This window comes from Pseudoxanthobacter sp. M-2, assembly GCF_046156265.1.
Taxonomy (GTDB): domain Bacteria; phylum Pseudomonadota; class Alphaproteobacteria; order Rhizobiales; family Segnochrobactraceae; genus CAMDHY01.
Map to the genome: position 1 here is coordinate 118,846 of NZ_JAWDIR010000003.1, position 12,220 is coordinate 131,065.

The 12,220-nt window shown below is 71.0% G+C and carries 13 protein-coding genes and 1 tRNA gene; 4 read left to right on the forward strand and 10 right to left on the reverse strand.

The annotated features are described in order from the left end of the window. Positions 1-116: 116 nt before the first annotated feature. On the reverse strand, positions 117-1,886 hold the full coding sequence (locus tag RUR49_RS02405; RefSeq protein ID WP_409144740.1) for an SLC13 family permease: 1,770 nt from the start codon (positions 1,884-1,886) through the stop codon (positions 117-119). Between the two features lie 272 nt (positions 1,887-2,158). Between RUR49_RS02405 and RUR49_RS02410 the strand changes: the two genes are divergently transcribed. Together RUR49_RS02410 and RUR49_RS02415 are read left to right on the forward strand one after the other, a co-directional pair. Next, positions 2,159-2,809 carry a cold-shock protein gene (locus tag RUR49_RS02410; RefSeq protein WP_409144741.1) on the forward strand — a complete coding sequence of 217 codons (651 nt, stop codon included), beginning with the start codon at positions 2,159-2,161 and terminating at the stop codon, positions 2,807-2,809. A 483-nt stretch (positions 2,810-3,292) separates the two neighbouring features. Then, a complete protein-coding gene (locus RUR49_RS02415) occupies positions 3,293-4,132 on the forward strand; it encodes an NUDIX domain-containing protein (RefSeq protein WP_409144742.1) in 840 nt (279 codons plus the stop codon). A 66-nt stretch (positions 4,133-4,198) separates the two neighbouring features. Here the strand turns inward: RUR49_RS02415 and RUR49_RS02420 are convergent, their stop codons facing one another. From RUR49_RS02420 to RUR49_RS02455, 8 genes are all read right to left on the reverse strand, one after another. Then, positions 4,199-5,008, reverse strand: coding sequence for a nuclear transport factor 2 family protein (locus tag RUR49_RS02420; protein ID WP_409144743.1), 810 nt, complete (start codon positions 5,006-5,008; stop codon positions 4,199-4,201). A 115-nt stretch (positions 5,009-5,123) separates the two neighbouring features. Beyond that, a complete protein-coding gene (locus RUR49_RS02425; protein ID WP_409144744.1) occupies positions 5,124-6,641 on the reverse strand; it encodes a phospholipase D-like domain-containing protein in 1,518 nt (505 codons plus the stop codon). Between the two features lie 166 nt (positions 6,642-6,807). Beyond that, complete coding sequence (locus tag RUR49_RS02430; protein ID WP_409144745.1) at positions 6,808-7,260, reverse strand: DUF1236 domain-containing protein; 453 nt, start codon at positions 7,258-7,260, stop codon at positions 6,808-6,810. 132 nt (positions 7,261-7,392) lie between these two features. Next, on the reverse strand, positions 7,393-7,836 hold the full coding sequence (locus tag RUR49_RS02435) for a DUF6691 family protein (protein WP_409144746.1): 444 nt from the start codon (positions 7,834-7,836) through the stop codon (positions 7,393-7,395). Further along, complete coding sequence (locus RUR49_RS02440) at positions 7,836-8,264, reverse strand: YeeE/YedE family protein (protein WP_409144747.1); 429 nt, start codon at positions 8,262-8,264, stop codon at positions 7,836-7,838. The genes RUR49_RS02435 and RUR49_RS02440 overlap by 1 nt, the downstream gene beginning before the upstream one ends. 4 nt (positions 8,265-8,268) lie before the next feature. Continuing rightward, on the reverse strand, positions 8,269-8,604 hold the full coding sequence (locus tag RUR49_RS02445; protein ID WP_409144748.1) for an ArsR/SmtB family transcription factor: 336 nt from the start codon (positions 8,602-8,604) through the stop codon (positions 8,269-8,271). Positions 8,605-8,609: 5 nt separating this feature from the next. After that, positions 8,610-9,488 (reverse strand): MBL fold metallo-hydrolase, encoded by an 879-nt coding sequence (locus RUR49_RS02450; protein WP_409144749.1) that lies wholly within the window; start codon positions 9,486-9,488, stop codon positions 8,610-8,612. Between the two features lie 307 nt (positions 9,489-9,795). Beyond that, positions 9,796-9,870 (reverse strand) — tRNA-Gly (locus tag RUR49_RS02455). 284 nt (positions 9,871-10,154) lie between these two features. Here RUR49_RS02455 and RUR49_RS02460 point away from each other — a divergent pair. Then, positions 10,155-10,334 (forward strand): YdcH family protein, encoded by a 180-nt coding sequence (locus RUR49_RS02460; RefSeq protein ID WP_409144750.1) that lies wholly within the window; start codon positions 10,155-10,157, stop codon positions 10,332-10,334. 414 nt (positions 10,335-10,748) lie between these two features. Next, positions 10,749-10,961, forward strand: coding sequence for a hypothetical protein (locus tag RUR49_RS02465; protein WP_409144751.1), 213 nt, complete (start codon positions 10,749-10,751; stop codon positions 10,959-10,961). Positions 10,962-11,005: 44 nt separating this feature from the next. On the opposite strand, the gene RUR49_RS02470 is transcribed toward RUR49_RS02465, so the two are convergent. Then, entirely contained in the window at positions 11,006-12,217 is a 1,212-nt protein-coding gene (locus RUR49_RS02470; RefSeq protein WP_409144752.1) for an OpgC family protein, read from the reverse strand. Positions 12,218-12,220: the final 3 nt, after the last annotated feature.

Here is a 12,220-nt window from a genome sequence, read left to right on the forward strand (position 1 = left end):
ACGGAATCGGCCGGCGGGGGAGGCGACGACCCGAACGCCGACGCTACGCGAAAGCAAGCCGCGAACCAAGTCGCCGAAGCGGATCAGCACCTTGTGTTGAAGCCGCGGCGACGGCCTCACAGCGGCCAGACGATCAGAAGCATCGGCACGGCGACCGCAACGACGATCAGCGACAGCGGCAGCCCGAGGCGGGCGTAGTCGCCGAAGCGGTAGCCGCCCGGCCCGAACACCAGCGTGTTGCACTGGTGGCCGATGGGGGTGAGGAAATCGCAGCCGGCACCGATCGCCACCGCCATCAGGAAGGCGTCCGGGCGGTGGCCGAGGGCGGTGGCGAACGCGGCGGCGATCGGCGCCATCACGAGCACGGTGGCGGCATTGTTGAGGAACGGCGTCACGGCCATCGCCGCGACCATGATCAGGGCGAGCGCCCCGGCCGGCGGCAGCACCGTCGCTGCACTCGACAGCAGCGAGGCGACGAGATCGGTGGCGCCGGTGGTGCGCAGCGTCTCGGCGACGGGAATGAGGGCCGCCAGCATCACCAGGATCGGGCCCTCGACGGCACCGTAGGCCTCGCGGAGCGGGATCACCCGCACCAGCACCATCAGCGCCGCGGCGGCGAAGAAGGCGACCGCCACCGGCACGAGCCCAAGCGCCGTCACCGTCATCGCCGCCACCAGGATGGCGACGGCGAGCAGCCCGCGCCGGCCGCTGCCGAGGCGGATGCGGCGCTCGGCGAGCGGCAGGCAGTCGAGCTCGCGCAGGACATCGGGCATGCGGCGCACGAGGCCCTGCAGCACGACGACGTCGCCGGCCTGCAGCGTCACGTCGCCGAGCCGGTCGCCGAGCCGCGTGCCGCGGCGGCTGATGGCGAGGAGGTTGACGCCGAAGGCCTGGAACAGCGCCATGTCCTTCGCCGACAGGCCGATCAGCCGCGAGCTCTCGCCGACCACCGCCTCGATCGCGTCGATCTCGTCGTTCGGTTCCTCGGCCGTCGGGCGGCGGTCGTCGGAGAGCGTCAGCCCGCCGCCCGCCACCATGCGGTCGAGGCCCTCGGGACGGCCCTCGAGGAGCAGCATGTCGCCCTCCCGCAGCGTCGCGTCGGGCAGCGGCGGCATGCGCCGGCCGGACCGCAGCAGCGCCGTCACCATGCCCTGGCCGTCGGCGAGGCGCTGCACGTCGGCGACAGTCTTGCCGGCGAACGGGGAGTCGGTCGGGACGGAGGCCTCCGTCATGTAGTTCTTGATGTCGATGGCGGCGTCGAGGCCGCTCGTCGCCGGCACCCGCTCCGGCAGCAGGCGGTAGCAGAGCACCAGGAAGATGAGGCCCACCACCGTCAGCGCGCCACCGACCGGCAGGAAGTCGAACATGCGGAAGGGAGCCTCCCCCATCTCGGCGCGCACGCGCGCGACGATGATGTTCGGCGACGTGCCGACCAGCGTCATCAGTCCGCCGAGCAGCGAGGCGAAGGCCATCGGCATGAGGAACAGCGAGGGCGACACGCCGGAGCGGCGCGCCATCTGGAAGGCGACCGGCAGCAGGATGGCGAGGGCGCCGATGTTCTTCACGAATGCCGACAAAAGCGCCACCGTCGCCGTCAGCACGAGCAGTTGCAGGCGCACCGTCGAAAGCCGCGGCGCGAAGCGCTGCACGACGGCGTCGGTGACGCCGCTGCGGGCGATCGCGGCGCTGACGACGAGGGCCGCGCCGACGATGATGACGATGTCGTCGCTGAACCCGGAGAAGGCCCGGTCGAACGGCACGAGCCCTGCGGCCATCGCCACGAGCAGTGCGAGGACTGCTGCAAGGTCGTAGCGCAGCCGTCCGGAGACGAGCAGCACCATCATCGCGCCGACGATCGCGAAGGCCGTCGCCTGGTCTTGCGTCATCGATCGACTTCCCCCGCGCGCAAAGTGCGCTGCAGGAAACGCCCGCCGACGAAATTCGCTCCCGTTGCGTGAAAGAGTTGCGCTCAGGGGGGTTTCGACGTCATCGTAGTGGTCGGCCGATGCGTCATTCGCCCGCGGGGCGCGCCGGCCCAACGTCGAGCTCTCGTGCGCGGGTCTTTTTTGGCCCGAATTGTGCTCAAGTTCGTGCTGGCCGCTTGACGTTTGCCACTCTCTCACGCCTATGAAGTGCAGCTACACCGAATGGACATCCGATGAGCCGACACCGGGACTTCCGCGAGCCGCGCCGCCGCGGTTTTGACGACGACTTCATGCAGCCGGACCGTGGCAGTGGCTTTCAGCGGCCGCGCACAGACGATACCCCGAGCTTCGCCGCCCCGAGCGGACCGACGCTGCAGGCGATCGTCAAATGGTTCAACCCCGAGAAGGGCTTCGGATTCGTCGAGCTGACGGACGGATCGGGCGACGTGTTCATGCACGCGCGCGCTCTCGAGGCCGCCGGCCATGAGGCCGTCGATCCCGGCGCCACGCTGACGGTGCGCGTCGGCATCGGCCAGAAGGGCCGTCAGGTCACCGAGGTCGTCGCCGTCGACGCGAGCACCGCCGAGGTGCGCCCGCGCTCCGGCCCGCGCACCTCCGGCCCCCGCGAAGGCGGTGGTGGCGGTGGCGGTTTCGGCCGCGACACCGGCCCGACCGAAGAGCTGATGGGTGCCGTGAAGTGGTACAACCCCGAGAAGGGGTTCGGCTTCATCGCCCCCGATCGCGGCGGCAAGGACGTGTTCGTGCACGTCACCGCCCTGCAGCGCTCGAGCGTGTCCTCGCTCGCCGAGGGCCAGCGCGTGCGCGTCTCCGTCGGACAGGGCCCGAAGGGTCCGGAAGTCCGCATGGTCGAGCCGCTCGACTGACACTGACGTCGGCCGGCGGGGCGCGAGCCCCGGCGGCCCGTCCATTCCTGAAGCCTTCCACGGCCGCTCGCGAGCGGTCGAGGGAGGCTTTTTTGTCATTCGCGCCGTTCTGCGCGCATGCGGTCCGCACAGGCGACAGAACGTCCGGCTCGCAAAAAAAATAATTCGGGACTTGGAACCGAAGGCGATTTTCCCCATTGTAGCTCCCGACGGTCTTCCCCCGGATCGTCGCGGTAGCCAGGGATCGTTCCCCCATCGATCCTACGGGCAAGCGCATGGGCCCGCCCCCTTACCCCAGGGGCGGGCCTTTGTGTTTCCAGTACGGCTCGCCGGCGAAGTCGCCGCCTCGGGTGGCGTTGCGACAATCGAACGGGCTGTCGGAGAGCCGGAGGCTCTTGCGCTCGTCACGGGGGACAACCGCACAGCGAATCACGCAGGATCGGCGGGCGGCGGGAAACATCGAACACGGGAGGCGTCTTCAGCATGCGGCAACAAGTCGGCGCTCTTCCCGTTCGGTGGACAGGCGACGAACCGCGCGTGCTGCTCGTCACGTCCCGCGAGACGCAGCGCTGGATCATCCCCAAGGGATGGCGGATGCGCGGGCGCAGCAACGCCGAGGCGGCCGCCCAGGAAGCGCTCGAGGAGGCCGGCGTGCGCGGCCGCGTGCGCAACAAGCCGATCGGCCGCTATGTCTACGCGAAGCGCAGGCCTGGCGGCGCCGAAGACTGCAAGATCACCACCTATCTTCTGGAAGTGACCGACGAGCTCGACGCCTTCCCCGAGATGGCGGAACGGCAGAGGTCGTGGTTCACGATCGCGGAGGCGGAAGCCTGCGCGGACGACGAGGGATTGCGCGACATCCTGCGCACGCTCGGCCCGCGTCTCGAGGGGTTGCGCAGCCGCGATCGCAAGGCGGCGAAGCGGCGGGCCAAGGCGGCGGACAAGGACGCGCCGCCGAAGGCCTCCGACGTGAAGAGCGCTCCGTCCAAAACTCCCGAGCCGAAGGCCCGCAGGAAGAAGGCGTCGGGCGGGAAGGCCTCGGAGGCCCCGTCGGGCGGTAAGCGCTCGAAGCGCGCCAGGGCGGCGGCGCAATTGCCGCCCGGCGAGGACCCCGGAGCGGCGGTCAGCAGCGGGACGGACGTCCACGCAGAGACGACGGGAGACGAGGTGCCGCCCGTCAGCGTGGCGGAGAGTGACGTCCCTGACGTTCAGGCGCGCAAGCGCACCGCCGGCAAGGTGGCGCGGATCGCCGGCCGGCGACGCCGGAAGGCGACCCGCAAGGCACTGACCGGCACGGATGATACTCCGCAGGCTGCCGAGTAGGTCTCGGGCGTCACGCGAGCCCGCCAACGGGCGGGCCCCCACGCCGGGATCGCTGCACGATACGGTCTAGCCGGCGGCGCGCGTGGTCTGCTGGCTGAGCGCCATCTGCCAGCGCCCGTCCCGCTTCACCCACACCCGCGTCGCCCGGTAGGGCGGCCGCCGGATGCCGGGCATGAGGTGGTCTGCCCGCATCACCGCGGCATCGCCGAACACCCACAGCCGCATCGCCTCTACCGCCGCGACGAAGGTCTCGGCGTTGATGGCGCCGTGCTCGCTCAGCATCTGGGCCCGCGAGGCCTTGGTGGTGAGGTTCTGGCGGGTGCGGTAGACGACGAACTCGTCGGCCATGTGCTTCACCCATTCGTCCGCATCGTTGCGCGTGACGGCGCGCTCCAGCGTCTGGAAGGCGGTGATGATGTCGGCCTCGGCGGGCTCGCCCGGCTGATAGGGGACGGTGAGGCACGGGTTCTCGCACAATGGTGGTGGCGCATCGGCCGGCCGCCCCTGCGGCGTCGGGTGGCTGTGGGGCGCCGACGGATCCGCCAGCACGTTCGCGTGGTGCACGAGCAGCCGCCAGCCGTCGGCACCGCCCTGCTTCACCCACACCTCGACCGAGACCACATTGCCCTCGGCGGCGGACGGGTCGCGCTCGGTGACGAGGACGAGGTCGCCGTAGTCGGCGGCCGTCGCGGCGGCCTCGACGCTGGCCAGCGGCAGCATGGCGGCACCGTCGGAGCCATGGACCGCTCCCGACAGGTCGATGGCGGTGAAGTCGGGGGCGAGCAACGGCGCGAGACCGCTGTTGTCGCCGGTACGGCGCGCGGCGTGGTAGGCGGCGCGCGTGGTGGCGAGGCCTTCAGGAACGGTGGTGTGCAAGGATGAGCGCTCCGGTGCAGGTTCGCCGGCGGCGCAACGGGCGCCCGGCATTTCCATACACACGTATGAGCGAAGTTTCCGGTGACGGCAACGCCCGGGCGGAGGCTGGGGCCGTCTAGAGGTAGGGCGAGGCGAGCCACACCGCGCGGTTGCGCACCCGCACGGGGAACGGCCGGGCCTTCAGCGTCTCCATCGTCTCGGGACGGGACTGGGCGATCTGCGCCTCGATGCGTGCGTCCACCGCCTCCGCGAGCACCGGGTCGTAGACCTCGATGTCGAGCTCGAAATTGAGCCTGAGGCTGCGGGAATCGAGATTGGACGAGCCGACATAGGCCCACTGCCCGTCGACGGCCATCAGCTTCGAATGGTCGAACATGCCCTCGGCCCGCCAGACCCGGCAGCCCGCCCGCACGACCTGGTCGAGCTGCGCGGTCATCGCGTGATCGACCAGCGGCAGGTTGTTCGCCGCCGGGATCACCACGTCGACGGCGATGCCGCGGCGGGCGGCGACGGTGAGGGCGCCGACGAGTTGCAGGTCGGGGATGAAGTAGGGCGAGGCGATGCGGACACGCTCGCGCGCCACCGCCAGCGCGCCCATGATGATCGTGTGGTTGCTGGAGAGATTGCGGTCGGGACCGGACGGCACCACCCGCGCGGCGACGCCGTCCGCGCGCGGCGCGGCGGCCACGGCCCATTCCGGGCCGCTCAGGCGCTCCTCGGTGGTGAAGTACCAGTCGTGAGAGAACGCCGTGAAGAGCTGGGCCACCACCGGGCCCTCGACGCGGAAGTGCGTATCGCGGCTGCGCGCCGGACCGCCGGCACCGGCCATGAACTCGCCGCGGATGTTCATGCCGCCGGTGAAACCGACGGTGCCGTCGATGACGAGCACCTTCCGGTGGCTGCGCAGGTTGGCATAAGGCAGGCGGAAACCGATCAGGTTTCCCATGAACGTCGCCGTGGTGACGCCACCGGCGGACAGCCGCCGGGTGATCGGCGGCCGCGAGTAGCGCGCCCCGACGGCGTCGATCAGCACGCGGACCGCGACGCCGCGCTGGTGCGCCGCCACCAGGGCGTCGGCGAACTGCCGGCCGACGGCATCGTCGTCGAAGATGTAGCTCTGCAGCGCGATGGAGCGCTCGGCCGCGGCGATTGCCGCGAGCATCGCCGGATAGGCCTCGTCGCCGCTGTCGAGCAGGCGCACTTCGTTGCCGTCGGTGAGGGGAAAGGAAGCGACGTGATCGCCGAGGCGCCGCAGGGAGGCGAGTTCGGCGGCGACCGGCGCGAGGCGGATCGGCGGTTCCGGCGCAACCGGAACCGCGGGCGAGACAGGGGCAGGGACCGGGGCGAGCGGCGCCTCGGGCGGCGGCCGCGGCGCGGCGTGGGCGTGGGCATGCCGCAGTTCCGCGGCGTGGCGGCGCTGGCTCACCTGCGAGCGGCGGATGCGGTTGATGCCGGCCAGCAGATAGAACACGGCGCCGAAGATCGGCGAGAAGATGATGACGCCGACCCAGCCGGTCGCTGCGCGGACATCGTCCTTGGTCATGGCAGCGTGGAGGGCCGCGCCGACGCCGACGAGGATGCTCGTCGCGAACACGACGTGAGGCCAGTAGTGCTGCCAGTCGAAGCCGCTCATTCCCGCCATCGTCCGCCGGGCGCCCTCGGAGCGCCGATCGGCCGGCGGCGATGCGAATCGACGCCGGCGGCGGCCGACCATGCCACGCCCGCGAGGGCTGGCCCAGCCCAGCGCCGCGCGCGGCGGCCTCCGTTGCCGCGGCAGCCACGGGCCGTCTGGGCGGCGCTTACTCGATCACCTCGATGACGCGGCGGGAGCCCGGCTCGATGATGGCCCGGCGTCCGTCGACCAGGCCGTAGCGGTAGGAGGAGTTCGGGATCGCCCGAAGATCGACGCCGGCCGGCAGCGGCTGCCCGATGACGAGCGGGCGGGTGAGCGTCGCTGACGGCCCGCTTTGGCGGGAGACATAGCCCCGGACCCGCGAGGGGGGCGACCGCATCGGCGCGTCGACCCGCGCCCCGGTGGCGGCGCCGGCACCAACGCCGAGGCCCCCGCTGCCGGCGACACCCGGGGACTTGCCGACGGGGGCCTCGCCGCTGGTTGCCGGCGCACCGATCGGATTGCTGCCGATCGGCACACCCCCGATGGGATCGCCGCCGATGGGTCCGGTGTTCGTCTGGGCGGCGGCGAGGGCGGTTGTCGCGAGAAAGACCGCGAGGGCGGCTGTCGTGCGGTGCATGGCGCTACTCCGTGTCCGTGCCCCCGCCCAGGGACAACGTCCGCCGCCACGGAGCGTTCGCCGCTTTTTTCCCTTCACGACCGCGCGGACGAGGTTTGCGGCGCCTCCGCGATGCCGCGGCACCGGTCCGGCTCAGGCGGTGCGGGAGGTTCCGCCGGTGGCCAGCACGTGGCGGGCGAGCCGCGCGAGCGCGATGCCCGTCACCATCGCCACGACGAAGACGACGGCGCTCGACTGGCCGAGGCCGAGGGCGGGGATCGAGCCGCCGGGGCAGAAGCCGGTGATGCCCCAGCCGATGCCGAACACGGCGGCGCCGGCGATCAGCGGCACGTCGAGGCGACGGTTGGTCGGCAGGTGGAAGGTGGTGTCGAGCAGCGGCTTCGGCCGCCGCAGCACGAGGCGGTAGCCGATCGCCGTAACGATCACCGCACCGCCCATGACGAAGGCGAGCGAGGGGTCCCAGTTGCCGGCGATGTCGAAGAAGTTCAGCACCTTGGCGGGATTGGCCATGCCGGCGAGCGCGATGCCCGTGCCGAACACGAGGCCGGCGAGGAGGGCGAAGAGGACGCGGGCCATCAGAAACCTCCGAAGACGTGACGGACGAGGAACACGGTGATGCCGGTCGTCGCCATGAAGGTGATCACCGCCGCCAGCGAGCGCGGCGACAGCCGGGCGAGCCCGCAGACCCCGTGGCCGGAGGTGCAGCCGGAGGCGAAGGTGACGCCGATGCCGACGAGGATGCCGCCGACCGCCAGCCACGGCAGCGGCACCAGGCTCTCGAACGGAATGGCGGCCGGCCCGAGGACGGCGACGATGGCGGCCGGGGCCGCGACGGCACCGGCGAGGAAGGCGGCGCGCCAGCCCCAGTCGCCCTGCGGCACGAGAAGACCGGAGACGATGCCGGTCATGCCGGCGATGCGGCCGTGCACGGCCATCAGCAGCACGGCGGCGAGGCCGATCAGCGCCCCACCGAGGAGCGAGGCGAAAGGCGTGAACTCTGTCATGGCGTCAATCCCGTGCGGGAGGGAGCGGATCGGGGTCGCAGAACAGGCGGTGCATGGTCTCGACGAGGGCCCGCACGCGCGGGTCGGCGAGGCGGTAGAAGACGTGCTTGCCGTCCTTGCGGCCGGCGATCAGGCCGGCCTCGCGCAGTTCGGCGAGTTGCTGCGACAGGCCGGGCTGGCGGATGCCGAGCAGGTCCTCCAGCTCGCGCACCGAGCGCTCGCCGCCGACCACCGCACAGCAGACGAGCAGCCGGTCGGGGTTCGACAGCTTCTTGAGAAAGGCGGAGGCCTCGTCGACCTTGGCCTTCATCGACGCGACGTCCGGCGCCAGAGTGTCCATCGCCGTCATCCCCACGGGCCGCCGAGCAGGTCGAGCGGGATCTTCAGGTAGCGGCGGCCATTCGATTCCGGCTCCGGCAGGCGGCCGCCGTTGGTGTTCACCTGCAGGGCGTGCAGGATCAGCTTCGGCATCGGCAGCGTGCGGTCGCGCGCCTCGCGGGCGGCGACGAAGGCCGCCTCCGTCGGGTAGCGCGTCAGGTGGATGTTCGAGGCCTTCTGCTCGGCGACGCTGGATTCCCAGCGCGCCGGCCGGCCGTTCGGCTCATAGTCGTGACCGGTGAAGAGGCGGGTCCCGTCGGGCAGCGCCAGGATCGCCTGGATCGACCGCCACAGCGCCGCGGCGCTGCCGCCGGGGAAGTCGCAGCGCGCCGTGCCGCTGTCGGGCATGAACAGGGTGTCGTGCACGAAGGCCGCATCGCCGATCACATAGGTGACCGAGGCGAGCGTGTGGCCGGGCGAGTGCATCACCGCGACGTCGATCTCGCCGAGCCGGAAGTGCTCGCCGTCGGCGAACAGGCGGTCCCACTGCGACCCGTCGGCGGGAAAGCCGGGCCAGTTGTAGAAGTCCTTCCACAGCGCCTGCACCTCGGTGACCCGGGCACCGATGGCCGTGGGCGCGCCGGTCCGCTGCTTCAGATAGCCGGCGGCGGAGAAGTGGTCGGCGTGGGGGTGGGTGTCGAGGATCCAGGCGAGCCGGTAGCCACGCTCCGCCACGAAGGCGAGGAGACGGTCGGCGTGGCGCGTCGCCGTCTGCCCGGACTTCTCGTCGAAGTCGTGCACCGGGTCGATGATGGCGCACGCCTTCGTCGCGGGATCGGCCACCACATACTGGACCGAGCCGGTGCGCGGGTCGTGGAAGCCGGTCACTTCGGGCGTCTGTGGCATTCGGAACTCCTCGGTGTCGTCGCGGCTCAGGCGGCGCGCCGGCGACCTCCGCCCAGAAGGCGGTGTCGCAAAGCTAGATAAAGTCGATTTCATTTTTTTGCAAGTGATGGTGCAGCGAAAGGCGGCCGCGGAGGGTCACGCCGCGGGCCTCGTGGCCATCGCGCTTTCTGGGGAGACGGGAGCGGTGCCGGGGCTACGCCGCGGCGGCGTTTCGACCGGCAGACGAATGCCGGCCCGCGTCGCGGCACAAGGCAACCGCATCGCCCGAAGGCGAACGGCAGTCAGTGCCGAAGAATTGAAGTGTATTTGGAGCGGGCGATGGGATTCGAACCCACGACCCCAACCTTGGCAAGGTTGTGCTCTACCCCTGAGCTACGCCCGCATCCATGCGTCCGGCCGAGCCGGAGCGGCGCCTCTATGCACCATCGCGATGGTGATTGCAACACGCTCCACGCCGCTTTTGGCGGGTCCGGGATGAGAGGGGGGCGGCGTGCCGCGCACCCCTCGCGCCGCCTCCGTCGACGCCCGATCAAGGCGCGGGAAGCGCCCCGGAGACGGCGTCGCGGGGCGGTGCCCCCATGGCCACCGCAACGGGCCACGCTTCGACAGAGGCGCCGTTTCGTGTCACACTGTTGTCGTCAAAGTCCAAGCACGGAGGTCGAGTTCATGTCCATGGAGTCGCACATCGCCGAGCTGCAGCGTCGACACGCCGCCCTCGATCGCGAGATCGTCGACGCAAGCGCTCATCCCAGTGTCGACGAAATCCGGGTGACCGAACTCAAGCGCAAGAAGCTCGCGCTGAAGGAGCAGATCGAGCGCCTGAAGGCGCCGATGTCCGTCCACTGAGGCATCCGGCGCGGCCGTCCGCCGACTCCACGGGTCTCCAACGCCTCAGGCCTCACGACCCTGTCGACAGACGTCGCCGCGCCGACGTCTCGGAAGCACACGTCACCAGCGGGGCCGCCGTCGGCTCACCATTCGCCGGCGGCCGGTGACGCCTTGGCGCTCTTTTCGAGCCGGGAACGCGCGAGAGCGAACGCGAAGGCGTCTCTCCCCGGCCTGCGCGCCTCCATCCACAGGCTCCTCGAACTTATCCCCGACATCCACCCCTCGGCTGCGGCCAGGCGCCCCGCTGTCGCCGTAATCGTGACGGTCGCGCCGCAATTCCGCCCCGGCGGGTGCCGCAATCGCGAGTAGTTTGGCGGCAAGGGTGATTCGGTCCGCCCCGCATGCGGGGCCGGGCTCGGAGGTGTCAGGATCGTGTCTCTGCCTCTACCGGCCGCCGTTGCCGCGGCCCTCGTGCTCGCCATCGGCCTCGCGTTGACGGCGACTGTGGCGAGCTTTCCGGCCGGCGGTCGTGACGCCGCGCTTCCGGCCCTCGCGCCGGCGGGCGCGCTCGCCGTCCAGCCCGGCCAGTCCACTGTGCCCGAGACGGCCATCCGGTCCCCGCTGCGGACGGCGCCCGTCGTCTGAGAGCCGCCGGCGATCACGCGTCCGATGACGCGTGATCGCAGGGATCAGCCAGACGAGGTCACCGCGGCGCGGGCCGGTACGGTCGCAGCCGCAGGAGCCGGCGCAGCGCCGCCGCGGGCGCCCGCCACCCGCGACCGCCACGCGTCGAGGCCCGTCGCCACCACCACGTGGGCGAGCACGCCGGCCGCCACAAACGCCGCCGCGACCCAAGGGTCGCCACCAGCGGCGCGCACGACGATCTGACCCAGCACCGCCGCGAGCGAGCCGAAGCAGAACAGCGCCAGCCCGTGCCGGCCGATACGCACGGCCGCGGTGTTCGGTCCGAGCCGCGCCACCATCCGGTCGAACAGGCCGTAGGGCGCATAGGCGACGACGTAGACGAGCGCCAGCACGTGGGCGAGCCTCGGCAGCGGCATCGACGACTTGTCGAACGACACCAGGAAGGCCGGCAGCGGCAGCGCGCCTTCCTGCGGATAGAGGCCGAACAGGGCCACGGCAGCGCCGCCCGCCACCACCGCGAGCGCGATCCCGTAGGCGACCGGGTTGAAGCCGATCGGCCGGCCGGAGCGGTAGAACACGCCGGCGACGAAGCCGATGGTGAACAGGAGCTGCCAGCGCAGCGGTTCGAAGAACCACGGGAAGCTCGTCGGATAAGTCGGCAGCCGCACCTCGGCGAGGTGGCTGAACAGATAGAGCCCGACGGAGGCTGCGAGCGGCAGCCAGATGTTGCGGGTCGCCAGCCACAGGATCGCCGGCAGCATCGCGAACAGCGCCACGTAAAGCGGCAGGATGTTGAAGTAGCCGATCTGGTGGCCCATCGTGACCAGGCCGATGTAGCCACGCACCGGCTCGGTCGACAGCACGTCGAGCCCGTAGGCCTCGAGCCAATGGGTGTCCTTGAAGTGGATCGCCGCGGCGAAGAACATGGCGACAGCCGCCAGCATCAGCGCGATGTGGGCGAGATAGAGCGTCCACGTCCGCTGCACCACCTTGCCGGTGGCGACGATGCGGTCCCCCGACAGGAACTTGGGGAAGTAGGCCACCGCCGCGGCGAACCCCGCCAGGAAGACGAACAGCTCCGCACTGTCTGAAACGCCGAAGTTGCGATGGGTCAGATGCTCGAAGACATTGCCGGGAACATGGTTGACGAAGATCGTCACCAGCGCCACGCCACGCCAGAAGTCGATGCGATGGTCGCGCGACATCCTCGGGGCGACTGCGCCGCTAAGGCGGCTCTGCTGGACGGCGCTCGTCATCGC

Excerpts from the sequence above, each read along its gene's own strand:
- RUR49_RS02425 (WP_409144744.1), bottom strand. The coding sequence starts at position 6,641 with ATGAGCGGCTTCGACTGGCAGCACTACTGGCCTCACGTCGTGTTCGCG.
- RUR49_RS02405 (WP_409144740.1), bottom strand. The coding sequence starts at position 1,886 with ATGACGCAAGACCAGGCGACGGCCTTCGCGATCGTCGGCGCGATGATG.
- RUR49_RS02450 (WP_409144749.1), bottom strand. The coding sequence starts at position 9,488 with ATGCCACAGACGCCCGAAGTGACCGGCTTCCACGACCCGCGCACCGGC.
- RUR49_RS02440 (WP_409144747.1), bottom strand. The coding sequence starts at position 8,264 with ATGACAGAGTTCACGCCTTTCGCCTCGCTCCTCGGTGGGGCGCTGATC.
- RUR49_RS02430 (WP_409144745.1), bottom strand. The coding sequence starts at position 7,260 with ATGCACCGCACGACAGCCGCCCTCGCGGTCTTTCTCGCGACAACCGCC.
- RUR49_RS02445 (WP_409144748.1), bottom strand. The coding sequence starts at position 8,604 with ATGGACACTCTGGCGCCGGACGTCGCGTCGATGAAGGCCAAGGTCGAC.
- RUR49_RS02410 (WP_409144741.1), top strand. The coding sequence starts at position 2,159 with ATGAGCCGACACCGGGACTTCCGCGAGCCGCGCCGCCGCGGTTTTGAC.
- RUR49_RS02435 (WP_409144746.1), bottom strand. The coding sequence starts at position 7,836 with ATGGCCCGCGTCCTCTTCGCCCTCCTCGCCGGCCTCGTGTTCGGCACG.
- RUR49_RS02460 (WP_409144750.1), top strand. The coding sequence starts at position 10,155 with ATGTCCATGGAGTCGCACATCGCCGAGCTGCAGCGTCGACACGCCGCC.
- RUR49_RS02470 (WP_409144752.1), bottom strand. The coding sequence starts at position 12,217 with ATGACGAGCGCCGTCCAGCAGAGCCGCCTTAGCGGCGCAGTCGCCCCG.
- RUR49_RS02415 (WP_409144742.1), top strand. The coding sequence starts at position 3,293 with ATGCGGCAACAAGTCGGCGCTCTTCCCGTTCGGTGGACAGGCGACGAA.